Below are 25,606 nucleotides of genomic sequence, written 5' to 3'. Positions count from 1 at the left end.
TCCACAAGCCGACTCCCCGGACTTCGCGCCACGCTGACCGCCTGCGGCGGGTCAGCTGCGCTCGGGGAACCAGATGCCGATCTCGCGGGCGGCCGACTCGGTGCTGTCGGAGCCGTGGACCAGGTTCTGCTGCACCTTCAGGTCCCAGTCGCGGCCGAGGTCGCCGCGGATGGTCCCCGGCAGCGCCACCGTCGGGTCGGTGGCGCCGGCCAGCGCCCGGAAGCCCTCGATGCACCGCTGGCCCTCGACCACCGCGGCCACCACCGGGCCGGACAGCATGAACTCCACCAGCGGGTCGTAGAACGGCTTGCCCTCGTGCTCGGCGTAGTGCTCGGCGAGCAGCTCGGGGGTCGCCGAACGCAGCTCGAGGCGGACCAGGGTGTAGCCCTTCGCCTCGATCCTCCGGACCACCTCGCCGGTCAGGCCACGGCGTACGCCGTCGGGCTTGACGAGGACGAGGGTGCGCTCGACTGCGGGGTCTGCCATGGCGCGGAGCCTAGCCACGACGCGTGGGCCAGCCACATCCGGGTTTCCACAGAACTTGTGCAAAGAAGTTGTGCAGAAGTATTGTGCACGCATGACCGAGATGCTCCGGCTCGACGCGACCGCCCTGCGGGTCCTCGCCCACCCCCTGCGCTCCCGGCTGCTCTCCCAGCTACGCCTGCACGGCCCGGCGACGGCCACCGACCTCGCCGAGGTCCTCGAGACCAACACCGGGGCCACCAGCTACCACCTGCGCAAGCTGGAGTCGGTCGGCCTGGTCACCGACACCGGCACCGGCGAGGGCAAGCGCCGGGTGTGGGAGGCCTCCACCCGTGGCCACCAGTACACGCCGAGCGACTTCATCGGCGACGTGGAGGCCGAGGCGTCGCTCTCGTGGCTGACCCGGCACTACCAGGACACGCTCGCCGAGCGGGTCGAGCGGTGGGCGGAGGTGAGCCCGCAGTGGCCCGCCGCCTGGCGCGACACCCTCGGCTCGGGTGACGACGGGGTCCGGGTGACATCCGACCAGGCCCGGGCCATGTGGGACGAGATCCAGGAGGTCACCCGGCGCTACCGCGAGGCCGGGGCCGACGACCCCGACGCCATCCGGGTCCTGGTCTGGACCCACCTGCTCCCCGTCGACGACACCCCGCCGACGGGCGCCGGCCGATGACCGGCGCCCTCTCCCCCGTCCACGCCCGGCGGGTCTTCCTGCTGCTGACCTTCACCCGCTGGTTCCCCGTCGGGCTGGTGGGCGGCCTGATCACCCTGATCCTGCTGGAGCGCGGCTTCTCCGTGGCCCAGGCGCTGCTGGCGTTTTCCTTCCAGGGTCTGGTCGTCTTCCTGCTCGAGCTGCCCTCCGGCAGCTTCGCCGACGCGCTCGGGCGCCGTCCCGTGCTGATCGCGGCCGCTGTCGTCAACGTCGTCTCCTCCGTGGTCATCGTCGTGGCCGACTCGCTGTGGGTGTTCGCCCTCGGCGCGGCCCTGATGGGGGTCTTCCGCGCGCTCGACTCGGGTCCGCTCGAGGCGTGGTTCGTCGACACCGTCCACGCCACCGAGCCGGGGGCCGACGTCGACGGCCAGCTGGCGGCCCAGGCCACCGTGCTGGGGGTCGGGATCGCGGTCGGGTCCGCGATCTCCGGCGCCCTGGTGGCCTGGGACCCGCTCCCCGCGGGTTCGGCGTTGCTGCTCCCCTTCGTGGCGTGGGCCGTCCTCAACGTCGTGCACCTGGTCTGCGTGGTGGTCCTGATGAAGGAGCCGGTCACCCACGTCGACACCCGCGGCGTACGACGGGCCCTGGCCTCCGCGCGGCGGACGCCCGCCGTCGTCCGCGACGGCTTCCGGGTGCTCGGCAGCAACCGGGTGCTCCGGTGCCTGGTGCTGGTCGAGGTGTTCTGGTCGACCGGCATGGTGGTCTTCGAGATCTTCCAGCCGATCCGCCTCGCCGAGCTCGTGGGCGGGGAGGAGCGGGCCGGCGCGCTGATGGGGCCGGTCGCCGCGGTCGGGTGGGGGGTCTTCGCGCTGGGCTCCGCGCTGGCGGGGCTGACCAGCCGCCGGATCGGGGTGGCGAGGACGGCCATCCTCGCGCGGGTCCTCAACGGGCTCGGCGCCGTCGTCATGGGCCTGGTCGCCGGGCCGGTCGCGCTGATCGCGGCGTACCTGTTCACCTACGGTCTCCACGGCACCGCGGGCCCGGTGCACGACGCGCTGCTGCACCGCGAGGCGACCCGCGACAACCGCGCCACCGTGCTCTCGATGAACTCGATGGTCGGGATGGGCATCTTCGCCGTGGTGGGGCCCGCGCTGGGCCTGCTCGCCGACGGAACCACCGTCCAGGTCGCCATGGTGAGCGCGGGGGCGTTCAGCGTGCTCGGGGCCTTGCTGTACCTCCCGGCCCTGCACGCCGAGCGGCTCAGCACCGCGACTGCTGTGGAAACGGGCGGGAAAGCACTACGGTGACCTCCGGCGCCGGGTACGGTCGGCGCTCTCGGGGGTCCGAGCCAGCGGATCACCTGTTGCCGACTGGGCGGGTGCCGTCCGCGTGGAGGGGTCCGTGACCGACGTGCTCTCGCCCGCCGCGGCACGTCGCGCCTTCCTGCTGCTCACCGTCGCCCGGTGGTTCCCGGTCGGACTGGTGGTCGGGATCTTCACGCTCTGGTTCCTCGAGCGCGGCCTGACGGTCTCCGAGGCCCTGGTCATGTTCGCCGTCACCGGGGTGGTCGTGTTCGCCCTCGAGCTGCCGACCGGCGGACTGGCCGACGCGATGGGGCGACGCCCCGTCCTGCTGGCCGCGGCCGCGGTCAACATCGTCGCGGGCACCGTGCTGATCCTGGGCACCTCGTTCTGGGTCTTCGCGCTCGGCGCGGCGCTGCAGGGGGTCTTCCGGGCGCTCGACTCAGGACCGCTGGAGGCCTGGTACGTCGACACCGTCCACACCACCGAGCCGGACGCCGACGTCGACCAGACGCTCGCGACGGAGGGCAGCGTGATGGGTGCGTCGATGGCGATCGGCGCCGTGGTCTCGGGCGGCCTGATCGTCTGGGACCCGCTCCCCGCCAGCACGGCGCTGCTGCTGCCGATGGCCTGCTGGGTCGCGCTCAACGTCCTCTACCTGGCCGGCCTGCTGGTGCTGATGAAGGAGCCCCGCACCCACGTCGACGCGACCGGCCTGCGACGCGCCGCCCTCTCGGCGCGGGAGGCGCCGGGCGTGGTCCGCGACGGCCTCGGGCTGCTCCGCCACAACGGGGTGCTGCTGTCCCTGGTGCTGGTCGAGGTGTTCTGGATCGGCGCGCTGGTGGTGTTCGAGACCTTCCAGCCCGTGCGGCTCGCCGAGCTCGTCGGCGGCGAGGAGCAGGCCGGCGCCCTGATGGGGCCCATCGCGGCCGCCGGGTGGGGTGTCTTCGCCCTCGGGTCGGCGCTGGCCGGTCGGTCCAGCCGCCGGATCGGCGTCGCGCGCACCGCCATCCTCGCGCGGGTCCTCAACGGGCTCGGTGCGGTCGTGATGGGCCTGGTCACCGGGCCGGCCGGGCTGATCGCCGCCTACCTGTTCACCTACGGGCTGCACGGCTCGGGCAGCCCGATGCACTCCGCGCTGCTCCACCGCGAGGCCCAGGCCCGCAACCGGGCGACCGTCCTCTCGATGAACTCGATGGTCTTCTTCGTCGCCTTCTCGATCGTGGCGCCACCGGTCGGCCTGCTCGCCGAGGCGACCACCACCCAGGTCGCCATGGTCGCGGCCGGGTCGTTCAGCATCCTGGGCGCGCTGCTCTACCTGCCCGCCCTCCGCGCCGAGCGACGGCGGCCGCAGCCGGCGTCGGTCTGATCACTCCTCGGCGTCGCGGGCCTCGTGGGCGGCGTAGGCGGCCGCCCGCTCCTGCTCGATCCTGCGCCCCAGGAAGTACGCCGTGCCCCACAGCAGGGCGAACACCGTGCCGAGGAAGAACATGGTGGGGACCAGCACCCCGAGTGCGATCGCGGCGGCCTGCACGACCCAGCCGCCGACGTACGCCGCCTCGGAGCGGAGCATCCCGGCGAGCAGCAGGCAGGCGACGGCCACGCCGAGTCCCACCGCCAGCGCGGTGCCCATCGGGACGTCGGACACGACGATCATGACCGGCGTCGACAGCGCGACCACGATGCCCTCGAGCGCGAGGACTGCCGCGCACATGCCGCGGCGAGGGGAGCGGGCGGCGCCCGGTGCGGTGGCGCTCATGAGGTACGCCGGAGCATCGTGCGGGCCTCGCCGACCGTGACCACCGAGCCGGTGACGAGCACCGCGCCCGACGACAACGAGCTGCCGGTGTCGGCCGCCTCGGCGAGCCCGGTGGCCACGTCGATCGCGTCCGCCAGTCTCGGCACGACACTCACCCGGTCGTCACCGTAGATCTCGCGGGCCACGGCGCCCAGCTGCTCAGCGGGCAGCGCGCGGTGGGTGGAGTTCTGGGTGCAGACGACGTGGGAGAGGTGGGGCTCGAACGCCGCGAGCAGCCCCTCGTGGTCCTTGTCGGCCATCACACCGAGCACGCCGACCAGCGGGTCGAACGCGAAGGAGTCCTCGAGCGCCGCCGCGGTCGCGGCAGCGCCGTGGGGGTTGTGGGCCGCGTCGAGCACGATGGTGGGGCTCCGGCGCACCACCTCGAGCCGCCCCGGCGAGGTGACCTGGGCGAACGCGCCCGCCACCAGCTCGTCGTCCAGCGGCCGGTCTCCGGCGAAGGCCTCGACGGCGGCCAGCGCCACCACGGCGTTCTGCGCCTGGTGGGCGCCGTGGAGGGGCAGGAAGAGGTCGTCGTACGTGCCCCGCAGCGAGCGCAGCGACACCACCTGGCCGCCGACGGCCGGGGTCCGCGACGACACCTCGAAGTCCACGCCCTCGCGCACCACCGACGCGCCCACCTCCGCGGCCCGGGCGAGCAGGAGCTCCTCGACGTCGGGCTGCTGCCGGGCGATCACCGCGGTCGCGCCGGGCTTGATGATCCCGGCCTTCTCGACGGCGATCTGGATCGGACGGTCCCCCAGGTAGGCGGCGTGGTCCACCGCCACCGGCAGCACCACGGCCACCGCCGCGTCGGCGACGTTGGTCGCGTCCCAGGACCCACCCATCCCGACCTCGACGACCGCGACGTCGACCGGAGCGTCCGCGAACGCGGCGTACGCCATGCCGACGATGGTCTCGAAGAACGACAGCGGGTGCGCCTCGGACTCGTCGACGAGGTGGGTGTACGGCGCCACGTCGTTGAACGCGCGCACCAGCTCCTCGTCGGTGAGCGGCTGCCCGTCGATGCAGATCCGCTCCCCCATCCGCTCCACGTGGGGGCTGGTGAACCGGCCCGTCCGCAGCTCGGCCGCCCGCAGCAGGGTGTCGATCATCCGGGAGGTCGACGTCTTCCCGTTGGTGCCGGTCAGGTGGATGACCGGATAGCTGCGCTGCGGGTCGCCGAGCAGCTCGGTGAAGGCGCGGATCCGGTCGAGGGACGGCTCGAGCCGGGTCTCCGGCCAGCGGGACAGCAGCGCGTCCTCGACCTCCTCGACGGTCTCGGCCGGGCGCGCGACGGGGCTCTCACTCATCGGCGTCGAGTGTAGAGAGCCGGTCAGGCGACCACGAGGTCGACCATGTCGACGACGGGCCGGTAGCCGAGCGCGGTGTAGAGCCGGTTGGACGTGGGATTGGCCTGGTCGGTGTAGAGGCAGGCCACCGCCCCCGCGTCCAGGATCCGCTGGGAGAGGGCAGCGACCGTGTTGCCGGCGTACCCCCGGCCGCGGTGCCCGGGCGGGGTGTAGACGGGCGCGATCCTCGCGGCACCGAACGACGGCGGGTGCATCGCGCTGAGGTGCACCGGGACGCCGTCCTCGTCGACCCAGAGCCACACCTGCTCCTGGGCCACCCGCCGCGCCAGGTCCTCCGGGCTCGAGGTGCCCCGGTGCAGCGACCCGGGGGGCCGACCGGCCTGCTCGTCGGCGGCGGCCGCGAAGGCGTTGAACCACGCGACGACCAGGTCGACCTCACCGGCGGCGGCCGGGCGCAGCGACCCGCGGGCGGGACCCGGGGGGACCACCCGGTCGAGCCGGTGCAGCCGGGTGTGGAGCCCCTCGCGCACGACTCCGTCGGTGAGCGCGGCCAGCTCGGCCGCGCACGCGTCGGCCGCGGGCCGGGCCCCGTTGACCCCGCGGACGGGCTCGCCGCGGGCGTGCAGCGCACGGGCCAGCGCCCGGGCGCCGTCCTCGGGCATCGGGAGCAGGAAGAGCGGGAAGGGCTCGAAGGGTGCGGTCCGCATGGCGGCCCCGACCACCGCGTCGCCGTCCCGCACCACGACCCACCATCGGTACGGCGTCGCCGGGTCGGCCGGCACGCCGGCCGCGTCGTCAGAGGCCGCCCGCTCGGCGATCGTGGCCAGCACCGTGTTGACCACCGGGTCGACCGCGAGGTGCGCGCCCGCCTCGCGCAGGAACGCGGCCGGGTCGTCGTGGAAGGTCAGGGTCGGCGCCGGCACGGCACCACGGTAGGAGGCGCCGGGCGTCCACCGACACCGAGTTTCCGGGGCACCGACCCGTCCAGACCGGTTGGCAAAGAATCGGGTCGCCCGGCGCTGCGGCGGCCCGCGCGGGTCTACTCTCGCCACCACACGCCTGGTCGTGGGGGCCGGTCGTGTCGGGGGAGGAACGCCGTGGCCGGTTCAGCTCAGCGTGCACGCCGTCTGGTCTCAGGCGGCTGGATCCTGCTGCTCACGCCCATCGTCTGGCTCGCCGCCGCCTCGTTGCTGCTGGCGGTCCAGCCCGTGCGGATCCTGTCTCCGCTGACGTGGCTGCTGACCGCACTGTGGGTCGGCAACCTCGCGTGGGGCGTCCTCAGCGCGGGCCGGCGCCGGCCGCGCGCCGTCGACCATCCCGACGAGCACGAGGCCGGGGTGGTGGTCACGCCGGAGGAGCAGCCCGACCTCTGGCGGATGGTCCGCGACGCCGCCCGCCACGCAGGCGTGCAACCGCCCGACGAGCTGCGCCTCACGGCCGTGGGGCACGTGGTCGCCTGGCCGCGTCGGCGTACCCGCCTCGACCTCGGGGTCCCGGTCCTCTTCGTGCTCGACCCGGCCGCGGTCGGCGCGCTGGTCGCCCGGGCCCTCGCCGTCGCCGAGTCCGGGTGGACCGACGCGGCCGAGCCGGTCGACCGGTTCCGCTGGCTGCTCCAGGGCGTCTCCGGGCGACAGCTGCCGAGCGGTGTCGCCCGCCAGCTCCTGCGTCGGCTGGATCGCCAGCGCGCCGAGGGCATCCTCGAGGCCGACGACGTCGCGACCCGGGTCGCGGGCGGGCCCACCGTGGGCCGAGCCCTGGCGTGGGCCCATGTCGTGCACGCAGCCACCCTCTGGTGGTTCGACGAGTACGTCGTGCCGGAGCTCCTGCAGAAGGGGCAGCCGCGTCCGCTGCTGCCCGGTCTGGAGTCGCTGCTCGGCGAGCCGGGCCGGCAGCGGCAGCTCTACCACGCCGTCAGCTCCGGCCTGCCGAACGGCGACGGCTCGGTCCCGGGCGTGGCCGACCGGGTCTACCAGCTCCAGACCGGGGCCCTCGTGCCGGACCTGCTGCCCGGCAAGCCGGCGGCCGAGCTGGTCCGGGCGCCATCCACGGTGCTCGAGCAGGTCGCCGAGGCCTCGCTGGGCCACACCGAGCGTCCCCGGACCTGGGCCGACGCGCTGGACGCGTGGGCGGTCCGCACCAGCCAGAGCTGCGCCACGATCCTGGGCGAGCGCGCCCCCGACCTCGACGCCGTCCTGCGCGGCGTCGCCGAAAAGCGCCTCGCCGGGTGGGTGCGCGACGTCGTCCGCAGCCCGGAGGCCGACACCGACGAGCTGGGCTGCTTCCTGCTCACGGGGCTGTTGGCGAAGGCCCTGGCCGACGCCGGCGCCGGTCGGGTGACGGCGGCGTGGTCCGGGCGGATCGACGTGGTGGACGCGGACGGCGGTTCCCTCGACCCGGCCCGGGTGGCGCGGATGGTGGTCGAGGACCCCGACCTCGTCCCCGAGCTGCGCACGCTCCTCGTGGAGCTCGCGGTGCCCCTCGACCGGCGCCTGACCGGCGGCGAGGTACGCACGGACCCCGCGATGCGCTCGTTCCACCGGGCGTCGGGCCCGCGACGCCTGCCCGGAACTGGTTTCCCGGGTCTGGAGGGCCCCTCCTAGACTCCACGGTCATGAGCCAGACCGAGCAGGCGACGACCACCCCGGCGGCCGAACGGCGCGCCGTCGTCGTACCCGAGAAGCCTGCGCTGGAGGGGCTCGAGGAGAAGTGGGCCGCGCAGTGGCGCGCCGACGACACCTACGCCTTCGACCGGTCCCGTGAGCGTGCCGACGTCTACTCCATCGACACGCCGCCACCGACCGTGAGCGGATCGCTGCACGTCGGCCACGTCTTCTCCTACACCCACACCGACCTGATCGCGCGGTTCCAGCGGATGCGCGGCAAGGCGGTCTTCTACCCCATGGGGTGGGACGACAACGGTCTCCCGACCGAGCGCCGGGTCCAGAACTACTACGGCGTCAGGTGCGATCCCTCGCTCCCCTACGAGGCCGACTACACCCCGCCGGAGAAGCCGGACCCGAAGCGCCAGGTGCCGATCAGCCGGCCCAACTTCATCGAGCTCTGCGAGGAGCTGGTCGAGCAGGACGAGGAGGTCTTCGAGCGGCTCTGGCGCACCGTCGGCCTCTCGGTCGACTGGAAGCAGCACTACACGACCATCGGGCCCAAGGCGCAGCTGGTGAGCCAGAAGGCGTTCCTGCGGAACTTCGCCCGCGGCGAGGCCTACCTCTCCGAGGCTCCCACGCTGTGGGACGTCACCTTCCAGACGGCGGTCGCGCAGGCCGAGCTGGAGGCTCGCGAATATGCGGGCCACTACCACCGGGTCGCGTTCCACCGTCCCGACGGCGAGCCGGTCTGGATCGAGACCACCCGGCCCGAGCTGATCCCGAGCGTGGTCGCGCTGGTCGCCCACCCGGACGACGAGCGGTATGCCGGCCTCTTCGGCACGTCCGTCACCAGTCCTGTCTTCGGCGTCGAGATCCCCGTCGTGGCCCACCACCTGGCCGAGCCGGACAAGGGCGCCGGCATCGCGATGTGCTGCACCTTCGGCGACCTCACCGACGTGACCTGGTGGCGCGAGCTCGACCTGCCCGTCCGTACCCTGATCGGTCGTGACGGCCGGATGTCGCGCGAGACGCCCGAGTGGCTCGCCGGCGACGCCGCCGCCGCGTACGAGGACCTCAAGGGCAAGACCGTCTTCAGCGCCCGCGAAGCCGTGGTCGCCGCGTTGCGCCAGAGCGGCGACCTGGACGGCGAACCGACGCCGACGCAGCGGATGGCGAACTTCTACGAGAAGGGCGACAAGCCCCTCGAGATCGTCGCCACCCGGCAGTGGTACATCCGCAACGGCGGGCGCGACGCCGACCTGCGCGACGACCTGCTCGCGCGTGGCTCCGAGATCGACTGGATCCCACGTCACATGCGCCATCGCTACGACAACTGGGTGGGCGGCCTCAACGGCGACTGGCTGATCTCGCGGCAGCGCTACTTCGGCATCCCGTTCCCGGTCTGGTACCCGCTCGACGACAACGCCGATCCCGACTACGACCACCCGCTGCTGCCCCGCGAGGAGGACCTGCCGCTGGACCCCTCGACGGTCGCGCCCCAGGGCTACGACGAGGCCCAGCGCGGTCGGCCCGGCGGCTTCATCGGTGACCCGGACGTGATGGACACGTGGGCCACGTCGTCGCTCACCCCGCAGATCGCCGGCGGGTGGGAGACCGACGACGACCTGTGGCAGCGCGTGTTCCCGATGGACCTGTGCACGCACGCCCACGACATCATCCGCACCTGGTTGTTCTCCCGGGCGGTCCGGGCCCACTTCGAGAACCACACCGCGCCCTGGCGTCACGCCATGATCTCCGGCTTCATCGTCGACCCCGACCGCAAGAAGATGTCGAAGTCCAAGGGCAACGTCGTGGTGCCCTCCGAGATCCTCGACAGGTACGGCGCCGACGCCGTGCGCTGGCGGGCGGCCATGGCCCGTCCGGGCCTGGACTCGCCGTTCGACGAGAGTCAGATGAAGGTCGGCCGACGGCTGGCGATGAAGGTGCTCAACGCCTCCCGGTTCGTGCTCGGCATGGCCGGGCCCGACCTCAACCACGCCGCGGTCAGCGACCCGGTCGACTGTGCCCTGCTCGGGCGCCTCGAGGTGGTGGTCGGCCGGGCCACCGACGCGTTCGACGCCTACGACTACACGACGGCGCTCGAGACGGTGGAGAAGTTCTTCTGGGAGTTCTGCGACGACTACCTCGAGCTGGTCAAGGACCGCGCGTACGCCGAGGACGGCGGCCCCGGCACCGCGTCCGCGCGCGCCACCCTGGCGATCGCGCTGGACGTGCAGCTGCGGCTGCTCGCGCCGTTCCTGCCCTACGTGACCGAGGAGGTGTGGTCGTGGTGGCACGACGGGTCGATCCACCTGGCCCCGTGGCCGACCAGCGCCGACCTCGGCTCCGCGGCCGCCGCGGACCCCTCGCTCATCGACGCCGTCGCGGCCGCCCTGATCGGCATCCGCGGCGCGAAGTCGCAGGCCAAGGTGTCCATGAAGGCACCCCTCTCGCGCGTCGAGATCACCGGGCCGGCCGACCAGGTGGCGGCCGTCGAGCGGGCCGCCTCCGACCTGCGTGCGTCGGGGCGGATCACCGGTGACCTGGTGCTCTCACCGCGGGCGGGCGCCGAGGAGATCACCGTCACCGCGGAGCTCGCCGAGGCCGACCAGCCCGGGTGAGCGGACCCGCTCAGGCGGGGTCGTCGTGACCGGCGCGGGCAGGCGGGGCGGCCGCGGGCGCAGGTGACGCGGGCTGCTCGACCGCCGGTTCCTGCGGCGGGTCTGCCGGCTCGGGTGCCGGTGCGGGCTCCGGCTCAGGGGCGGGCTCCGGCTCCGGGGCAGGCGCGGGCTCAGGGGCAGGCGCGGGCTCAGGGGCGGGTGCGGGCTCCGGTGCGGGTGCGGGCTCGGGCGCAGGGGCCGGTGCCGGCTCGGGCTCCGGTGCGGGCTCCGGGGCCGGTGCCGGCTCGGGCTCGGGAGCCGCGGGCGCGGCCGGCGTCTCCTGGTCGGCCTGCGCCTTCCGGTCGCTGTGGCGCGGCCGCTGCTGAGTCTCGTCGGTCTGCTCGAGGTCGCGCTGCCCCGGCTGGAGCTGGTCGGTCGCCTCGTCGGTGGCGTCCTGCAGCTGCCGGTCGTCGGCGTCGCTCGCCGGACCGTCGCCCGCCGGCTCGAGCGGATCGGCCGAGTCCTCGGGGTCCTCGGGGAGCTGCGGGTCCTTCGGGTCCTTCGGGTCCTGGGGCTCGTCGGTGCCGGGCTCCTCCGGCTCCGGCGGGTTGCCGGCCTGCTCCACCACCTCGTTGAGCGCCCGCACCTCGACCGAGTCGACCATGCCCGCCAGCTCGACCGCCGACAGCGGCGTCTCTGCGTCGACAGACGCCTGGATCAGCTCGGCGAGGGCGACCAGCGCGGGGGCGGTCGCGGGGTCCTCGACGTAGTCGGCGAGCGCGTCGCTCTTGGCGAGCCTCATCAGCCGCGCGACCTGGCGCACCTCGCGACCGCGAGGTGGTTCGGCGCCCGGGTCGGTGCCGGGATCCGTGCCCGGGTCCGTCCCGGGGCCGCCGTTGCCGCCCCCGGGCCCACCGCCGGGTCCGCCGCCATCGATCTGGCTGTTCCCCCCGTTGCCGTTGCCGTTGCCGCCGTCGCCGTTCCCGCCGGCGCCGTTGCCGGCCGTCGGGCCCCCGTCGTCCGCGGCCGGCGCCCCGCCGGTCGAGGGCGGGGGAACGGCCGCGGCGGCCGCACCAGCGGCGGCGGCGGCCGCGAGGTCGGGCACCGCGAGCAGGGCGGGAGCGCCTTCGGTGAACCTGGTCATCCCGTTCTGGCCGCCGGGCAGCTCCAGGACGTTGGTCCCACCGACGAGGCGAGACACCACCGACGTCGCTGCATTGTCTGCGAGGACGTCCGCGAACGCGCCGCGGGCGGTGCCGACGCCCTGTCCGAGCGGCGAGCGGACCACGTAGAGCATGGTCTGGACCATGACGAGGGCACACAGCAGCGTCACGCAGACGAAGGCGACGAGTGGTCGCCGGTGCTCGATCCTCATGCTGGGCCCCTTCCCCGAGTGCTCCAGGGACAACTGTCCCGGCCCGCGAGGCACAGGACCAGACCCCTGAGCCGAAATGACTCGAAGTGACTAGACCGGGATGGCTAATCGGCGTGTCGGATCAGGCCGACTTCTTCTTCTTGGTCTCCGCCTCGCGCGGGACCAGCGTCGGCGCGACCTCGTCGGTGACGACCTCGCCGGTCACCACGACCTTGGCGACGTCACCACGCGACGGGACGTCGTACATGACGTGGAGGAGGACCTCCTCGATGATCGCGCGGAGGCCGCGGGCGCCGGTCCCCCGCTCCATGGCCTGGTCGGCCACGGCCTTCACGGCGTCGTCGGTGAACTCCAGCTCGACCCCGTCGAGCTCGAAGAGCTTCTGGTACTGCTTCACCAGCGCGTTGCGCGGCTCGGTGAGGATCTGGCACAGGGCTTCCTGGTCGAGCTTGCTGACGCTCGCGATCAGGGGCAGCCGACCGATGAACTCGGGGATCAGGCCGAACTTGGTGAGGTCCTCGGGCCGCACCTGCGCGAGCAGGTCGTCGGCCTCGCGCTCGGCGGCCCCGCGCACCTCCGCGGTGAACCCCAGGGTCTTCTTGCCGACCCGCTGCTCGATGATGTTCTCGAGTCCGGCGAAGGCCCCGCCCACCACGAACAGGATGTTGGTGGTGTCGATCTGGATGAACTCCTGGTGGGGGTGCTTGCGGCCGCCCTGCGGGGGCACCGAGGCGGTGGTGCCCTCGATGATCTTCAGCAGCGCCTGCTGCACGCCCTCGCCGGAGACGTCCCGGGTGATCGAGGGGTTCTCGGCCTTGCGGGCGACCTTGTCGATCTCGTCGATGTAGATGATCCCGGTCTCGGCCTTCTTGACGTCGTAGTCGGCGGCCTGGATCAGCTTGAGCAGGATGTTCTCGACGTCCTCGCCGACGTAGCCGGCCTCGGTGAGCGCGGTGGCGTCGGCGATCGCGAACGGCACGTTGAGCATCCGCGCCAGGGTCTGGGCGAGGTAGGTCTTGCCGCAGCCCGTGGGGCCGATCACCAGGATGTTGGACTTGGCGACCTCGACCGCCTCCTCCTTGGCGTGCTTGCCGACGGAGGGCTGCAGCCCGGCCTGGACCCTCTTGTAGTGGTTGTAGACCGCCACGGCCAGCGACTTCTTGGCCTGCTCCTGGCCGATGACGTAGGAGTTGAGGAACTCGAAGATCTCCTGCGGCTTGGGGAGGTTGGCGAGCTCGACGTCGGAGCCCTCGCTGAGCTCCTCCTCGATGATCTCGTTGCAGAGGTCGATGCACTCGTCACAGATGTAGACGCCGGGGCCGGCGATGAGCTTCTTGACCTGCTTCTGGCTCTTCCCGCAGAAGGAGCACTTCAGCAGGTCACCGCCGTCACCGATGCGTGCCACAGGGAACCATCCTCCACTCCCGTCCGGCGCCCGGAGTACGCCGGATGCTGCTCGACTCGATCGCGCCGCCGATCCCCGGGTGCCCGGGGTCGCGCGGCCAGACGACGGTACCCCGTGTCACCCACCCGAGGGCGGGGGACACGAGGAACGCGCCGTGTCGGACCATGTTCGGGTGCCGGGTCAGGCGAGCGCCGGGGCGCCCTTGCGCGGCTGGATCACCGCGTCGACCAGGCCGTACTCGACGGCCTGCTCGGCGGTCAGGATCTTGTCGCGCTCGATGTCCTGGCTGACCTGCTCGCGGTCACGACCGCTGTGGTCGGCGATCATCTGCTCGAGCAGCTCGCGCATCCGCAGGATCTCGTTGGCCTGGATCTCGATGTCGGAGGTCTGCCCGAAGGTGCCCTCGGTGTAGGGCTGGTGGATCAGGATCCGGCTGTTGGGCAGCGCGGTCCGCTTGCCGGGCGAGCCGGCCGCCAGCAGGATGGCCGCGGCCGAGGCGGCCTGGCCGATGCACACCGTCTGCACGTCGGGCTTGATGAAGTTCATCGTGTCGTAGATCGCGGTGAGCGCGGTGAACGAGCCGCCCGGGGAGTTGATGTAGATCTGCACGTCCTGGTCGGGGTTCATCGACTCCAGGCACATCAGCTGGGCGATGACCGCGTTGGCCACGTCGTCGGAGATCGGGGTGCCGAGGTAGATGATCCGGTCCTCGAACAGCTTGGCGTAGGGGTCGATGCGGCGGAAGCCGTAGGACGTCCGCTCCTCCCACTGCGGGATGTAGTAGTTCATGTCTGTCCTCGTCACTTCTTCTCGTCGGAGTGGGCGGGCCGGCCCTGGTCGGCCGCCTCGCGCGCGCTCTTGATGACCTGGTCGACCAGGCCGTACTCGAGCGCCTGGTCGGCGGTGAACCAGCGGTCGCGGTCGGCGTCGGTGATGACCTGCTCGAGGTCCTGGCCGGTGTGCTGGGCGATCAGCTCGAGCAGCACCTGCTTGATGTGGAGCGACTGCTGGGCCTGGATCTTGATGTCGGACGCCGAGCCGCCCATGCCGGACGACGGCTGGTGCATCATGATCCGCGCGTGGGGCAGCGCGTAGCGCTTGCCCTTGGTGCCGGCGCACAGCAGGAACTGCCCCATCGACGCGGCCAGGCCCATGCCGACCGTGGCGACGTCGTTCGGGATGTAGTTCATGGTGTCGTAGATCGCCATGCCCGCGTCGACCGAGCCGCCCGGGGAGTTGATGTGGAGGAAGATGTCGGCCTCGGGGTCCTCGGCCGACAGCAGCAGCAGCTGGGCGCAGATCGCGTTCGCGTTCTGGTCGCGCACCTCCGAGCCGAGGAAGACGATCCGCTCGCGCAGCAGCCGCTGGTAGATGTGGTCGTCGAGCCCGTACATCGAGTTGGAGGAGCCGTTGGCCTCCGGGAGCGAGTGGCTGGAGTTCTGGTTCACGCCTGCGACCCTAGCCGCAAGGACCGTCACTTCCACGGGGGAGGCGCCCCTGTTCGCGCACAGCGGAAGCCGGTCCGGACCGGGTCCGGGACCGCGCCGGCTCACCCCACGAGCAGTCGGAGCCCCGCGGTGACGACGACCGCGGCGAGGCAGGCCCAGAGCAGCGGCACCCGGAGCAGCAGCAGGCAGCCCGCGACCGCCACACCGACGGTGTCCGCACCTGCCGAGAGCTGCCGTCCGTCCGAGAGCACGGAGGTGACGACCAGGGCCGTCAGCAGGGCCGGCGCCATCAGGGCGATCACGCCGCTGGCCCTCCGGGGCAGGGCGCGGCCACCGACGAACGCCGGACCGATCCCCTTCACGAGCAGGCCCATCACGGTGAGGGCCGCGATCAGCAGCCAGACCTGGGTCTCCGAGAGCGTCACGCCCGGCTCCCCTCGGGCCGAGCGAGGCCGATCAGGGCGGCAGCGCTCGCGGCCAGGACGGGGACGCCGGGGGGTGTGAACGGCACCAGCACCAGCGCGATCGCCCCTCCGAGCAGGGCCGCGGTCCGCGCCCGGGGGCGTCGCAGGTCGCCGATCAGGATGCCGAGGAAGAACGTGGGGAACAGCGCGTCCAGGCCGAACCGCTCCGGGTCGCCGAGCATCCCTCCGGCGGAAGCGCCCACCACGGTTCCGAGCACCCAGCCCACGTACTGCGGCAGCGTCATGCCGAAGACCAGGCTGCGGTCGAAGCTGCCGTCGCTTCGGGCGCCCATCGCCCACGAGGAGTCCACGGTGGCCTGGCCCTCGATCGCCCGGCGCAGCGGCCCGCCCTCCAGGGAGGGGGCCAGGGCGATGCCCATCGCCAGGAAGCGCGAGTGCATCAGGGTGGCGGCACCCAGCGCGGCCGGGACCCCGCCGCCCGCGCCGACGATCGCGAGGGCGCCGAACTGGGCCGAGCCGCCGAAGACCAGGGCGGAGGTCGCGACCGCCTGGAGCGGCGTGAAGCCGACCTGGACCGCGAGCGCGCCGAAGGACACCGAGAGCACGGTCGCGACCGTGGCGAAGGGAACGCCGAGGCGCAGGCCGCGCCGGAAGGAGTCACCCACCGGCCCACCTTAGGAAGTCATCGCAGCCACGCGCGCAGGGCCTCCCCGACACGCGGGTGGTTGAGCAGGTCGAAGTGGCCGGCCCCGGGCACGTGCAGCACCTCGGCACCGGGGAACAGGTCGACGCCCCGCCCCCGGCCGTACGCCGAAGGCGGCCGCACCAGCCCGTCCCCCAGCCACGCGCCGACCGGGTGTCGGGGGGACCCGGTCACGGTGCCGGCGACCAGGCGGTAGCGGGCGTGCGGGAGGGGCGGCACGTCCTCCGCGAGGCCGGCCACGAGGTCGAGCACGCCGGCCGAGCGCTGGTCGAGGATCCGGCCCAGCGCCGCGGACTCCGGCAGCCTGCCGAGGAGCGAGCTCCCGGTCCCGACCTGGCCGGCGAGCGGCGCGCCCAGGTGCGGCGTCCCGAGGGTGACCACGTCGGTGACCAGTGAGGTCCAGGGCCGGTCGTCCGGCGTGGTGACCGCAGCCGCCGCCCGCATCACGAGGCCCCCGAGGGAGTGCCCGACCAGGGCGACCCGCTCGACCGGCAGCGGCCAGGCCTGGACCAGGTCGTGGAGCAGGGCGGCGAGCGCGACGCCGTTCTCGCGCAGCGGCAGCCCGGTGTTGGCACGCAACAGCACGGGCGTCCAGCCGTCGGCCGCCAGCGTGTCGGCGTACGTCGTGCCGTGCCGGTCGCGGTGACGCCTCCAGTGGGTCTCGTTCTCGCACAGCCCGTGCAGGAACACCACGACCCGGCCGGTCGCCCCGGGGAACGCCGCGGCCAGTCCCGCCCGGTCGAGCACGACGTCGCGGTCGTCCGCGCGGACCGCCATCGGGATCGCGAGCTGAGGGCGTTCGCGCAGCAGCCGGTCGCCGATCAGGCCGTTGACGGCCGAGCTGAGGAACCGCCCGCGTGGGTCGGCGTCCAGCGGTGGACCGGCGTGGCTCTCGGCCAGCCGGTCGAGCGCCCACGACGCGCCCCGGAGGCTCCGTCCGAGGCCGCCGTACACACCACCGGCGACGCCGCGGTGGACCCGCTCCCCCACGCCGCGCGCTGCGGCCCTGCCGGGTCGGCGGGCACCGTGGACCCGGTCGAGGACCGCGACGTGGGTGTCGCGGACGGTGCGCACGACCAGCTCGTCGGCGACCTCCGCGAGCAGGGACAGTGCGTGGACGACCCCGGCCCGGGTGGTGACCATGGCGGCCAGCCTAACGGTTCGGTGCACAGATGTGCACCGAAGTCCTCGGGCGGGGGTGGCGGGTCGAGCCTCGTGGGCGAGTCCTGCGCCTGGCGGTGGAGGTTTCCCCCGCCAGGCGCCGGTTTCCCCGCTCAGGCGGGGAAACCGACGGTGCTCACGCCTTCTCGGGCTCCGGCTCCGCGGCGTCCTCGGTGTCGGCGTCCTCGGTGCCGGCGTCCGCAGCCTCGTCGTCGGCGGCCTCGTCCTCGGGCTCGCCGATGGTGCCGTCGCGCCGCAGGTTCTTCAGCTCCACCTCGTGGCCGGAGGCGTCGGTCACGGTGGCGGACTCGACGATCGCCGCGAGGGCCTTGCCGCGCAGGATCTCCTGGACCAGCTCGGGCACGTGGTTGTGCTCGAACATGTGGTTGGCGAACTCCTGCGGGTCCTGGCCGGACTGCTGGGCGCGGCGCACCAGGTGCTCGGAGAGCTCGGACTGGTCGACGCCGTACTCGTTCTGCTTGGCGACCTCGTCGAGCAGGAACTGCGCGGTGACGGCGTCGCGGACCCGGCGCTCGAGCTCGGCCTCGAACTCCTCCTGGGTCTGTCCCTCGTCCTCGAGGTACTTCTCCATGGTGAGGCCGGCCATCACCAGCTGCTGCTCGACGGACTGCCGGCGCGCGTTGAGCTCGTCGGTGACCATCGTCTCCGGCAGCGGCACCGAGACCTTCTCGAGCAGCACCTCGAGGACGGCGTCGCGGGCGGCGGCGGCCTGCTCGAGGCGCTTGCCCCGGCCGAGCCGCTCCCGGACGTCGGCCTGCAGCTCCTCGGCGGTGTCGAACTCGCTGGCCATCTGGGCGAAGTCGTCGTCGAGGTCCGGCAGCTCCTGCTCCTGGACCTGGGAGACCTTCACCGTGACCTCGACGTCCTCGCCCACCAGGTCGCCGCCGACCAGCTGGGAGGTGAAGGCCTTCTCGTCGCCGGCGGACAGGCCGACCAGGGCCTCGTCGAGGCCGTCGAGCATGCCGCCGCGACCGACCTTGTAGGACATGCCGGAGACCTCGGCGCCCTCGACGGGCTCGCCGCCCTGGGTGGCGACCAGGTCGATGGTGACGAAGTCGCCGTCGGCGGCCGGCCGCTCGACCTCGGTCAGCGTGGCGAACCGCTCGCGCAGCGCCTGCACCTGCTCCTCGACGTCGGCGTCGGTGAGCTCGATGTCGTCGACCTGGGCCTCGAGCCCCTCGTACGACGGCACCTCGATCTCGGGCTTCACGTCGACCTCGGCCGTGAACTCGAGGCTGTCGTTGTCCTCGAGCCGGGTGATCTCGATCTCGGGCTGCGCGAGGGGCTCCAGCGAGTTCTCCTGCAGCGCCTCGATGTACTTCTGGGGGACCACGTCGTTGATCGCCTGGTCGAGGACCGCGCCCCGGCCGACCTGGCGGTCGATCACCGTCGGCGGGACCTTGCCACGGCGGAAACCGGGGACGTTGATCTGCTGGGCGATGCTGCGGTACGCCGCGTCGAGGCTCGGCTTGAGCTCCTCGAAGGGCACCTCGACAGTCATCTTGGCCCGGGTCGGGCTCAAGGTCTCGACGGCGCTCTTCACAGGTTGTCTCCTCAGTCGTTCTGCGAGTCGTTCTCTGATGTCCGTGGGCCCGTCTGGCTCCGGGCAGGCCGACTGCGGCAGACCGCACGGACGCGTGGGCACGCGAGGGCGGACGGGTGCTGCAGAGGCCGTCTGCCAGCCTACTGGCCGGGCGCACTCCCCCCGAAATCCCAGTGCATGAGGGGTCACGGGGGACGGGTCGGGGCGACAGGACTCGAACCTGCGATCTCCTGCTCCCAAAGCAGGCGCGCTAGCCACTACGCTACGCCCCGCCAAGCAGCCGACGACCGGTCATCCGCTCGGCCGTCGACCCCTGGGAGCGGATGACGGGAATCGAACCCGCGTAGCCAGTTTGGAAGACTGGGGCTCTACCATTGAGCTACATCCGCGCGCTCACTCCACACCGCTCGGGCGCCGGGAAATGTGCGGCTGACATGGTGCCACACCGGCCTCGGACGACTCCAACCGAGGCGACCGCCCCGACGGACTCAGCGGCGCGAGACCAGCACCAGCGCCCGGTCGTCGCTGCGGGACCCGAGCGTGTCGATCATCCGCTGCGCGCCACCGTCGAAGTTGCCCCGCAGCATGACCTCGGCCTGGCCGAGCATCTTGTCGATGCCGACGGCGATGTCCATCGTCGCGGTCTCCACCAGGCCATCGGTGTAGAGCATGATCGCGTCGCCCGGGCGGAGCTGTCCCGAGACGGCCGGGAACTCCACGTCGTCGAGCAGGCCCAGCGCCGGGCCCTCGCCGGAGTGGACCGCCCAGCGCCCCGTGCTCGCGATGCGATGGGCGGCGGGCGGGTGGCCGGCGCTGCGGATCTCGTAGACCCCCGAGCTCATGTCGAGCGAGAGGTGGACGGCGGTGGCGAAGCCCTCCTCCCAGTGCTGCTGCAGGAGGTAGCGGTTGGCGGCCGGCAGGAAGTCGGCGGGGGGCAGCGCGCCCAGCAGCCCGCCGAACGCCCCCGCCAGGAGCAGGGCCCGGGTGCCGGCGCCCTCCCCCTTGCCCGAGACGTCGACCATGACAACCTCGAGCCGCTCGTTGTCCGGTGGGCCGGCGATCACCACGAAGTCGCCCGCGAACGGCGTACCGCCGGCGGGTCGGAGCGCGGACTCGGCGTGGTAGCCCACGGGCAGCGTGGGGATCGTGCCCTGGCTCTGGATCCGGTCGCGCAGGTCGACCAGCATCGACTCGCCGCGGGCGCCGGCGACGCCGAGCCGGGTGCGGCGGAACGAGGTGAGCAGGATGATGAAGCCGGCGATGAACAGCACCACCACGCCACCGACCACCCGCGGGGTGATGTCGGTGAGCTGGGACATGGTGCCGACGATGCACAGCAGCACGAAGACGATGAACCACGGCAGGTGGCGCGGCCCCAGGATCAGGCTGCCGAGGATGAGCGGCAGCACCAGCGCCGTGACCGGCACGTACTCGGGGTAGATCCAGCCCGGGATCGCGAGGACGAGGGTCAGCACGACCAGCGAGAGCAGGGCACGGTCGTCGCCCTCGGACGAGCTGCGGCGCAGGGCGGCGTTGGCCGCGTCGCGCAAGCGGGGGGACCGGCTCGGCCGCCGGGTCGTCTCAGTCATCAGGTGGGTCACTGTACGGCCCGGGAGCGGTACTTCGGCTGACAACGCGTGCACCAGAAGACGTTGCGTCCGGCGAGCTCCGCGGTGCGCACCGGACGGCCGCAGACCAGGCACGGTTGGCCGGTGCGGCGGTAGACGTAGACCTCCCCGCCGTGGTCGTCCGCGCGCGGCGGACGCCCCATCGCCTCGGGCGTGTGCTCGGGCCGGACGGTGTCGATCCGCCCCACCCGCACGCCCTCGGCGAGCAGCACGCGCAGGTCGTCCCACATCGACCGCCACTGACCGACCCGCAGCGTCCGGCCGGGGCGGAACGGGTGGATCCGGTGCCGGAACAGCACCTCGGCGCGGTAGACGTTGCCGACGCCGGCGAGCACCTGTTGATCCATCACCAGCGCGCCGATCGGCCGCTCGCTGCGCCGGATCCGCTGCCACGCACGGTCGGGGTCGGCCTCGTCGCGGAGCGGGTCGGGGCCGAGCTCGCCGATCACCCGGTCCCGGCGCGCGGGGTCGACCAGGTCGCAGGTGATCGCGCCGCGCAGGTCGGCGTACGCCGTCCCGTCGGGGCGCTGCCCCGCGAGCCGCATCCGGACCTGTCCGACCGGAGGTGGCAGGTCCGTGGCGCCGGTGACGACGTCGAAGGTCCCGATCAGGCCGAGGTGGACGTGCACCAGCCGGTCGCCCTCGAACTCCACGAAGACGTGCTTCCCGGCCGACTCCGCGCCGAGCAGGACCGCCCCGTCGAGCAGCGCCGCGTCGGCCGCGAACCGGCCCTGGGGCGAGCTGACCCGGGTCGGCAGCCCGGCGAACGCCTCGCGCAGGTCGCGGGCGACCCGGAAGAGGGCGTGCCCCTCAGGCATCGCCCCGGCCCACGGCCGACGGGGGCAGCGGCGGCAGCACACCCGTGGCCTCGTAGGAGGTCAGCTGGTCGATCCGCCGGACGTGGCGCGCCTCGCCGCTGAACGGCGTGGCGAGGAACTTCTCGACGAACCGGGTCATCTCCTCGAGCTCGTGCATCCGGCCACCGACGGACACCATGTTCGCGTCGTTGTGCTCGCGCGCCAGGACCGCGGTCTCGTCGGACCACACCAGCGCGCAGCGGATCCCGGCGACCTTGTTGGCCGACATCTGCTCGCCGTTCCCCGAGCCGCCGATGACCACGCCGAGGCTGTCGAGCCCCGCCTCCCGGTCCTCGGCGACGCCGACGGCGGCGCGGAGGCAGAAGCACGGGTAGTCGTCGTCGGGATCGTGGACGAACGGACCGTGGTCGACCGGCTCGTGACCGTGGTCGGTGAGCCAGGCGGTGAGGTGGTCCTTGAGGTCGAGACCGGCGTGGTCGGAGCCCAGGTGCACGCGCATGAGGGGATCCTCCCAGAGCCCGTCCACCCGGAAACCGGTGGCCCGAGGGCCCGCAGGACCGGCACTCTGGTGCCATGTCCGAGTCCGACGTGCAGGTCGCCCTCGCCACCGACCACGAGCGCTTCGTCGCCACCGACGCGCTGGTGTGGTTCGAGGAGCCCGACGAGCTGCCCGTGGCCGAGCAGATGGTCGGCGTACCACCCGAGCAGCGGTTCGCCGCCGACCGGCCGGGCTCGGCGCCGGACACCTTCCCCGGGATCTACGGCGTCCGGCCGATGCAGCTCTCGGTGCCGGCGGGGACGCGCGGCCGGCTGGTGCCGATGGCGGGGCTGACCTGGGTCGGCGTGCACCCCGACCACCGGAGGCGAGGCGTGCTGACCGCGATGATGCGCCACCACGTCGAGCAGACCCACCGGGAGGGCCTCGCCCTGTCCGGCCTGCACGCGAGCGAGCCGGTGATCTACGGGCGCTACGGCTACGGGCTCGCGTCGCAGTCGGCGACGCTCTCGGTGAGCCGCGGGACGACGTTCACCGCCCCGGGTCTCGACGACGAGGCCGGCGCGATGGAGACCCGGCTCGGCTCCGAGTCCGGCCGCGACCTGGTCCAGCGGGTGCTCGCCACCGAGCTGCGGGTGGCCGAGGCGCTCCCGGGTTCGGTCGTCGGCGCCGAGGGCTTCTACACGGCGGTGCTGCGGGAGACGCCCCAGCAGCTCCGCGACAAGGAGCCGCGGCGGACCCTGTTCGCGGTCCGGGACGGGGTCGACGTCGGCCTCGCGGCGTTCCGCCGGACGCACAAGTGGGAGCAGCACCGCCCCAACGGCACCCTCGAGGTGATCGTCCTGATCGGCGAGCCCGCGGCCCGCCTCGCCCTGCTGCGCCGGCTGGTCGACTTCGACCTGATGGGCACCGTCAAGCTGCCCGACGCCGCCCTCGACGACCCGGTCTGGCAGTGGCTCGGCCCGCGCGCGGCCGGCGAGGTGGTCCCGGTCGACAACCTCTGGCTGCGGGTGGTCGACCTCGAGGCGGCCCTGCCGCTGCGGTCGTACGACGGGGAGTGCGACGTGGTGGTCGACCTGGTCGACCCGCTGGCCCCGTGGCAGGCCGGCCGGTGGCGGATCGTGGTCAAGGGCGGCGAGGGGCGGGCGGAGCGCACCGACGCCGCGGCCGACGCGTCGCTCCCGGTCGCCGCCCTGGGTGCGGCGTACCTCGGCGGGACCAACCTGATCGCGATGCACCGCGCCGGACTGTTGCCCGAGGTGCGCGCGGGTGCCGTCGCCGAGCTGTGGCGTGCGTTCCGGACCGACCTGCCACCCACCGCCGCGATCGGCTTCTGAGGCGTGGCGGGCCTCGGCTGGGTCGTCCTCACCCTCGTCTTCGTCGACGAGGTGCTCGCGGTCGTCGCCGCCGGGGTGGCCGGTCACGCGGCCGCCGGCCTCCCGGGCGCCGTGGTGGCGCCGCTGGTGGCCGTGTCGGTGTGGTGGGCGTTCGCGTCGCCGAAGGCGCGGTGGGGCGGGCCGGTCGCCCGGCCCGTCGCCAAGGTGCTGGTCTTCGGATCGGCGTCCGCCGGCCTGTGGCTGGCGGGTCACCCGGGCTGGGCGGCCGCCCTCCTCGTGTTCTCGGTCGTCGTCAACGCGCTGGCTCAGCTGCGCTTCGTGCGCGAGCTGGTGCCGAACCCGTGAACCGCCCGGTCAGGCGGCCTCGTACGCGAAGTGCATCGCCTCGTCCTCGGCCGTCGAGAGCGCGCCCAGGTGCCGTTCGAGGCTGGCCCGGACGCGCTCGGCGACGTGCTCCGGCGCGGGGACCGGCAGGCCGATCCCGGCGACGTCGCTGACGAACACGGCCAGCGGTTGGCCGCAGCTGCATCGGTAGTAGGTCATGGTGTCTCCCCTCGTCGTCGACGACGCTAGGGAGCCCCACCCTCGGGACGCATGGGGAGTCGGCCTCAGATCGCGGGCCGACAGCCTCAGATCCCCCGCGGGAGTCAGCCGCGACGGAGGATGTCGCGCAGCACTTGCGGGTAGTTGGTGATCACGCCGTCGACGTCCCAGCTGATCGCCCGGCGCATCCCCTGCCCGTCGTTGACCGTCCACACGTGGGTCTCCAGGCCGTGGGAGTGGATCTGGTCGACCGTGGCCTCGGTCATGTCGCCGAGCGCGGGGTTGGCCTGCTCGGCCCACGTCGCGGCGTCGGCGAGCTGCGCCTCGGACGGCGGGCCGCCGGCGAACAGCAGGCCCACCGGCACATCGGCGGCCACGCCGTCGAAGGTGCGGAGCCAGGCGTGGTCGAAGGACTGGACGACGAGCCGGTCACGTCGCAGCGCTGTCCGGAACACGGGCGTGCGCAGCTCCTCGACGACGTCCTGCTCGATGCCGGGGTAGAGCTGCGGCTGCTTGACCTCCAGCAGCATCCCGGCCCGGCGACCGACGGCGCGACCCCACTCGGCCAGGGTCGGCACCCGCTGCCCGGCGAAGCCCGGGTCGAACCACGACCCCGCGTCGAGGGTGCGGATCTCGGCGAGGGTGAAGTCGCCGACGTTCCACGGCGAGCGGGCCGGGAACCTCTCCTCGACGTCGGTCGTGCGGGCCAGGCTGACGTCGTGGAGGATCACCAGCTCGCCGTCGCGGGTGCGCTGGATGTCGTTCTCCACCACGTCGGAGCGGTGGTCGAGGGCCAGCTGCACCGCGGCGATCGTGTTCTCCGGGGCCGCGCCCGACGACCCCCGGTGGGCGACGACGTCGACGGCGTCGCGGTCGGGGGCGGCCAGCGCAGCGGGCGCAGGCCCGACGGCGACGCCGAGCCCGACGAGGGCTGCGACCACGGGGACGGCCAGCCGGGGCAGGCGGCCAGGACGGACGGGGGTGGACGTGCGCATGAGGGTTCTCCCGAGACTCGTGCCGGCCGGCGGCCGGTCGGACGGGCCCCACCCTGGTCTCCCCCGACGGACCCGCGGTGACGCCCGGGCGAACCTAGCGTGACGGCGGCACGACGGTCATGTAACCGGTTTCAGGATGTGGGACACGAACGCCGCCACTGCGTCCAGGGCGGGATCCGACTGGTCGTTGTCGGTGTGCCGCCAGAAGCCGTGCTGCACCCCGGGATAGACCTCGACCTCGACCGGCACCCCGTCGGCGGCCAGCCGCTCGGCGTAGCGCCGACCGGTCGGGGTCAGCACGTCGATCTCGGCCAGCTGCACCAGTGCGGGCGGCTGCCCGGCCAGGCTCTCGCGCTCCAGCACGTGCAGCGCTTCGTCACCGTGGGCGCCCTGCAGGTAGAGGTCCCAGTACAGCCGGCACCGCTCGATCGGCAGGTCCGGGTCCACCAGCGCGTCGTCGTACGAGGCGCAGGAGGGGTCGACGAACGGGTAGACCTGCACCTGGCCGACCCAGCGGTCGGGGTGGCGCAGCGCCTCGCCGATGGCGAGAGCCGACCCGGCCGAGTCGCCGACCACGGCGAGCCGCGGGAAGCCCCGCTCGTGCAGCCAGTCGGACGCCGCCGCCGCGTCGTCGGCGGCCGCGGGCCAGGGGTGCTCGGGCGAGCGGCGGTAGTCCGGCATCAGGACGGCCCACCCGGTGCGGTCGGACAGCCGGCGGGCGAAGCCGTCGTGGGTGACCAGGTCTCCCATCGCGAAGCCGCCACCGTGCAGGTAGAGCACCGCGCCGGGGGCGTCGTCGGGCACGTAGAGCCGGGCCGGCACGCCGCCCGCGTCAACGTCGTCCACCCGGGCGACCGGGACCTTCGGCTCGGCCTCAGCCGCGGCACGCGCCTCGGCCCGCTCGCGCGCGAGCTCGGCGAGCAGCTGCTCGCTGACGACGGACGGCTCGCGGGTCATG

25 protein-coding genes and 2 tRNA genes are annotated in these 25,606 nt (G+C 73.2%); 7 read left to right on the top strand and 20 right to left on the bottom strand.

Annotation, left to right across the window (positions count from 1 at the left end; all coding sequences use genetic code 11):
- Positions 1-51 precede the first annotated feature (51 nt).
- Positions 52-486 carry a nucleoside-diphosphate kinase gene (gene ndk / locus ACQ1X7_RS13920; protein WP_432478813.1) on the bottom strand — a complete coding sequence of 145 codons (435 nt, stop codon included), beginning with the start codon at positions 484-486 and terminating at the stop codon, positions 52-54.
- A 91-nt stretch (positions 487-577) separates the two neighbouring features.
- Here ndk and ACQ1X7_RS13915 point away from each other — a divergent pair, with 91 nt between their 5' ends.
- From ACQ1X7_RS13915 to ACQ1X7_RS13905, 3 genes are all read left to right on the top strand, one after another.
- Positions 578-1,156: an ArsR/SmtB family transcription factor gene (locus ACQ1X7_RS13915; protein ID WP_432478812.1), complete on the top strand. Its 579-nt coding sequence runs from the start codon at positions 578-580 to the stop codon at positions 1,154-1,156.
- Positions 1,153-2,442, top strand: a complete 1,290-nt coding sequence (locus tag ACQ1X7_RS13910) for an MFS transporter (protein WP_432478811.1) — start codon at positions 1,153-1,155, stop codon at positions 2,440-2,442. Before ACQ1X7_RS13915 ends, ACQ1X7_RS13910 begins: the two co-directional genes overlap by 4 nt.
- Before the next feature lie 94 nt (positions 2,443-2,536).
- Positions 2,537-3,805: an MFS transporter gene (locus ACQ1X7_RS13905; protein WP_432478810.1), complete on the top strand. Its 1,269-nt coding sequence runs from the start codon at positions 2,537-2,539 to the stop codon at positions 3,803-3,805.
- Here the strand turns inward: ACQ1X7_RS13905 and ACQ1X7_RS13900 are convergent, their stop codons facing one another.
- Genes ACQ1X7_RS13900 through ACQ1X7_RS13890 form a run of 3 tightly spaced genes read right to left on the bottom strand, consistent with a single transcriptional unit; the run spans position 3,806 to position 6,470 of the window.
- Positions 3,806-4,195: a DUF4233 domain-containing protein gene (locus ACQ1X7_RS13900; RefSeq protein ID WP_432478809.1), complete on the bottom strand. Its 390-nt coding sequence runs from the start codon at positions 4,193-4,195 to the stop codon at positions 3,806-3,808.
- Positions 4,192-5,547 (bottom strand): bifunctional folylpolyglutamate synthase/dihydrofolate synthase, encoded by a 1,356-nt coding sequence (locus ACQ1X7_RS13895; RefSeq protein WP_432478808.1) that lies wholly within the window; start codon positions 5,545-5,547, stop codon positions 4,192-4,194. Before ACQ1X7_RS13895 ends, ACQ1X7_RS13900 begins: the two co-directional genes overlap by 4 nt.
- A gap of 23 nt (positions 5,548-5,570) precedes the next feature.
- A complete protein-coding gene (locus ACQ1X7_RS13890) occupies positions 5,571-6,470 on the bottom strand; it encodes a GNAT family N-acetyltransferase (RefSeq protein WP_432478807.1) in 900 nt (299 codons plus the stop codon).
- Positions 6,471-6,644: 174 nt separating this feature from the next.
- Here ACQ1X7_RS13890 and ACQ1X7_RS13885 point away from each other — a divergent pair, with 174 nt between their 5' ends.
- Together ACQ1X7_RS13885 and valS are read left to right on the top strand one after the other, a co-directional pair.
- Positions 6,645-8,147 (top strand): hypothetical protein, encoded by a 1,503-nt coding sequence (locus ACQ1X7_RS13885; RefSeq protein ID WP_432478806.1) that lies wholly within the window; start codon positions 6,645-6,647, stop codon positions 8,145-8,147.
- Positions 8,148-8,158: 11 nt separating this feature from the next.
- On the top strand, positions 8,159-10,771 hold the full coding sequence (gene valS / locus ACQ1X7_RS13880) for a valine--tRNA ligase (protein ID WP_432478805.1): 2,613 nt from the start codon (positions 8,159-8,161) through the stop codon (positions 10,769-10,771).
- A 10-nt stretch (positions 10,772-10,781) separates the two neighbouring features.
- Here the strand turns inward: valS and ACQ1X7_RS13875 are convergent, their stop codons facing one another.
- From ACQ1X7_RS13875 to ACQ1X7_RS13815, 13 genes are all read right to left on the bottom strand, one after another.
- Positions 10,782-12,125: a hypothetical protein gene (locus ACQ1X7_RS13875; protein ID WP_432478804.1), complete on the bottom strand. Its 1,344-nt coding sequence runs from the start codon at positions 12,123-12,125 to the stop codon at positions 10,782-10,784.
- Positions 12,126-12,246: 121 nt separating this feature from the next.
- Positions 12,247-13,530: an ATP-dependent Clp protease ATP-binding subunit ClpX gene (gene clpX / locus ACQ1X7_RS13870; protein WP_432478803.1), complete on the bottom strand. Its 1,284-nt coding sequence runs from the start codon at positions 13,528-13,530 to the stop codon at positions 12,247-12,249.
- A gap of 180 nt (positions 13,531-13,710) precedes the next feature.
- Positions 13,711-14,319 (bottom strand): ATP-dependent Clp protease proteolytic subunit, encoded by a 609-nt coding sequence (locus ACQ1X7_RS13865; RefSeq protein ID WP_432478802.1) that lies wholly within the window; start codon positions 14,317-14,319, stop codon positions 13,711-13,713.
- Positions 14,320-14,330: 11 nt separating this feature from the next.
- Positions 14,331-14,924, bottom strand: a complete 594-nt coding sequence (locus tag ACQ1X7_RS13860; protein ID WP_432479070.1) for an ATP-dependent Clp protease proteolytic subunit — start codon at positions 14,922-14,924, stop codon at positions 14,331-14,333.
- A gap of 155 nt (positions 14,925-15,079) precedes the next feature.
- On the bottom strand, positions 15,080-15,403 hold the full coding sequence (locus ACQ1X7_RS13855) for an AzlD domain-containing protein (RefSeq protein ID WP_432478801.1): 324 nt from the start codon (positions 15,401-15,403) through the stop codon (positions 15,080-15,082).
- Positions 15,400-16,068 carry an AzlC family ABC transporter permease gene (locus ACQ1X7_RS13850; RefSeq protein WP_432478800.1) on the bottom strand — a complete coding sequence of 223 codons (669 nt, stop codon included), beginning with the start codon at positions 16,066-16,068 and terminating at the stop codon, positions 15,400-15,402. The genes ACQ1X7_RS13855 and ACQ1X7_RS13850 overlap by 4 nt, the downstream gene beginning before the upstream one ends.
- 17 nt (positions 16,069-16,085) lie before the next feature.
- Positions 16,086-17,249: a lipase family alpha/beta hydrolase gene (locus ACQ1X7_RS13845; RefSeq protein WP_432478799.1), complete on the bottom strand. Its 1,164-nt coding sequence runs from the start codon at positions 17,247-17,249 to the stop codon at positions 16,086-16,088.
- Positions 17,250-17,403: 154 nt separating this feature from the next.
- Entirely contained in the window at positions 17,404-18,831 is a 1,428-nt protein-coding gene (gene tig, locus ACQ1X7_RS13840) for a trigger factor (RefSeq protein WP_432478798.1), read from the bottom strand.
- Between the two features lie 199 nt (positions 18,832-19,030).
- Positions 19,031-19,103, bottom strand: a tRNA-Pro gene (locus ACQ1X7_RS13835).
- Between the two features lie 46 nt (positions 19,104-19,149).
- Positions 19,150-19,220 (bottom strand) — tRNA-Gly (locus ACQ1X7_RS13830).
- Between the two features lie 99 nt (positions 19,221-19,319).
- A complete protein-coding gene (locus ACQ1X7_RS13825; protein ID WP_432478797.1) occupies positions 19,320-20,420 on the bottom strand; it encodes a PP2C family protein-serine/threonine phosphatase in 1,101 nt (366 codons plus the stop codon).
- A gap of 8 nt (positions 20,421-20,428) precedes the next feature.
- Entirely contained in the window at positions 20,429-21,277 is an 849-nt protein-coding gene (locus tag ACQ1X7_RS13820; protein ID WP_432478796.1) for an Fpg/Nei family DNA glycosylase, read from the bottom strand.
- Complete coding sequence (locus ACQ1X7_RS13815; protein WP_432478795.1) at positions 21,270-21,776, bottom strand: ribose-5-phosphate isomerase; 507 nt, start codon at positions 21,774-21,776, stop codon at positions 21,270-21,272. Before ACQ1X7_RS13815 ends, ACQ1X7_RS13820 begins: the two co-directional genes overlap by 8 nt.
- Positions 21,777-21,850: 74 nt before the next feature.
- Here ACQ1X7_RS13815 and ACQ1X7_RS13810 point away from each other — a divergent pair, with 74 nt between their 5' ends.
- On the top strand, positions 21,851-23,110 hold the full coding sequence (locus ACQ1X7_RS13810; RefSeq protein ID WP_432478794.1) for a GNAT family N-acetyltransferase: 1,260 nt from the start codon (positions 21,851-21,853) through the stop codon (positions 23,108-23,110).
- A 3-nt stretch (positions 23,111-23,113) separates the two neighbouring features.
- On the top strand, positions 23,114-23,455 hold the full coding sequence (locus tag ACQ1X7_RS13805) for a DUF2568 domain-containing protein (protein ID WP_432478793.1): 342 nt from the start codon (positions 23,114-23,116) through the stop codon (positions 23,453-23,455).
- Positions 23,456-23,464: 9 nt separating this feature from the next.
- Here ACQ1X7_RS13805 and ACQ1X7_RS13800 read toward each other — a convergent pair whose 3' ends face one another.
- From ACQ1X7_RS13800 to ACQ1X7_RS13790, 3 genes are all read right to left on the bottom strand, one after another.
- Positions 23,465-23,653, bottom strand: coding sequence for a hypothetical protein (locus ACQ1X7_RS13800; protein WP_432478792.1), 189 nt, complete (start codon positions 23,651-23,653; stop codon positions 23,465-23,467).
- A 104-nt stretch (positions 23,654-23,757) separates the two neighbouring features.
- The gene (locus ACQ1X7_RS13795; protein WP_432478791.1) at positions 23,758-24,648 is read right to left on the bottom strand and encodes a glycerophosphodiester phosphodiesterase; all 891 of its coding nucleotides are present in this window, start codon (positions 24,646-24,648) and stop codon (positions 23,758-23,760) included.
- Positions 24,649-24,765: 117 nt separating this feature from the next.
- Positions 24,766-25,605 carry an alpha/beta hydrolase gene (locus ACQ1X7_RS13790; protein ID WP_432478790.1) on the bottom strand — a complete coding sequence of 280 codons (840 nt, stop codon included), beginning with the start codon at positions 25,603-25,605 and terminating at the stop codon, positions 24,766-24,768.
- Position 25,606: the final 1 nt, after the last annotated feature.

The organism is Nocardioides sp. GXQ0305, from assembly GCF_050880345.1.
Classification (GTDB): Bacteria; Actinomycetota; Actinomycetes; order Propionibacteriales; family Nocardioidaceae; genus Nocardioides.
This window is presented reverse-complemented; position numbering and strand designations above follow the sequence as displayed.

Coding starts and splice junctions, on each gene's coding strand:
- ACQ1X7_RS13815 (WP_432478795.1), bottom strand. CDS start 21,776: ATGCGCGTGCACCTGGGCTCCGACCACGCCGGTCTCGACCTCAAGGAC.
- ACQ1X7_RS13895 (WP_432478808.1), bottom strand. CDS start 5,547: ATGAGTGAGAGCCCCGTCGCGCGCCCGGCCGAGACCGTCGAGGAGGTC.
- ACQ1X7_RS13810 (WP_432478794.1), top strand. CDS start 21,851: ATGTCCGAGTCCGACGTGCAGGTCGCCCTCGCCACCGACCACGAGCGC.
- ACQ1X7_RS13910 (WP_432478811.1), top strand. CDS start 1,153: ATGACCGGCGCCCTCTCCCCCGTCCACGCCCGGCGGGTCTTCCTGCTG.
- ACQ1X7_RS13900 (WP_432478809.1), bottom strand. CDS start 4,195: ATGAGCGCCACCGCACCGGGCGCCGCCCGCTCCCCTCGCCGCGGCATG.
- ACQ1X7_RS13825 (WP_432478797.1), bottom strand. CDS start 20,420: ATGACTGAGACGACCCGGCGGCCGAGCCGGTCCCCCCGCTTGCGCGAC.
- ACQ1X7_RS13820 (WP_432478796.1), bottom strand. CDS start 21,277: ATGCCTGAGGGGCACGCCCTCTTCCGGGTCGCCCGCGACCTGCGCGAG.
- ACQ1X7_RS13875 (WP_432478804.1), bottom strand. CDS start 12,125: ATGAGGATCGAGCACCGGCGACCACTCGTCGCCTTCGTCTGCGTGACG.
- ACQ1X7_RS13860 (WP_432479070.1), bottom strand. CDS start 14,924: ATGTACGGGCTCGACGACCACATCTACCAGCGGCTGCTGCGCGAGCGG.
- ACQ1X7_RS13845 (WP_432478799.1), bottom strand. CDS start 17,249: ATGGTCACCACCCGGGCCGGGGTCGTCCACGCACTGTCCCTGCTCGCG.
- ACQ1X7_RS13915 (WP_432478812.1), top strand. CDS start 578: ATGACCGAGATGCTCCGGCTCGACGCGACCGCCCTGCGGGTCCTCGCC.
- ACQ1X7_RS13865 (WP_432478802.1), bottom strand. CDS start 14,319: ATGAACTACTACATCCCGCAGTGGGAGGAGCGGACGTCCTACGGCTTC.
- ACQ1X7_RS13795 (WP_432478791.1), bottom strand. CDS start 24,648: ATGCGCACGTCCACCCCCGTCCGTCCTGGCCGCCTGCCCCGGCTGGCC.
- ndk (WP_432478813.1), bottom strand. CDS start 486: ATGGCAGACCCCGCAGTCGAGCGCACCCTCGTCCTCGTCAAGCCCGAC.
- ACQ1X7_RS13790 (WP_432478790.1), bottom strand. CDS start 25,605: ATGACCCGCGAGCCGTCCGTCGTCAGCGAGCAGCTGCTCGCCGAGCTC.
- valS (WP_432478805.1), top strand. CDS start 8,159: ATGAGCCAGACCGAGCAGGCGACGACCACCCCGGCGGCCGAACGGCGC.
- ACQ1X7_RS13800 (WP_432478792.1), bottom strand. CDS start 23,653: ATGACCTACTACCGATGCAGCTGCGGCCAACCGCTGGCCGTGTTCGTC.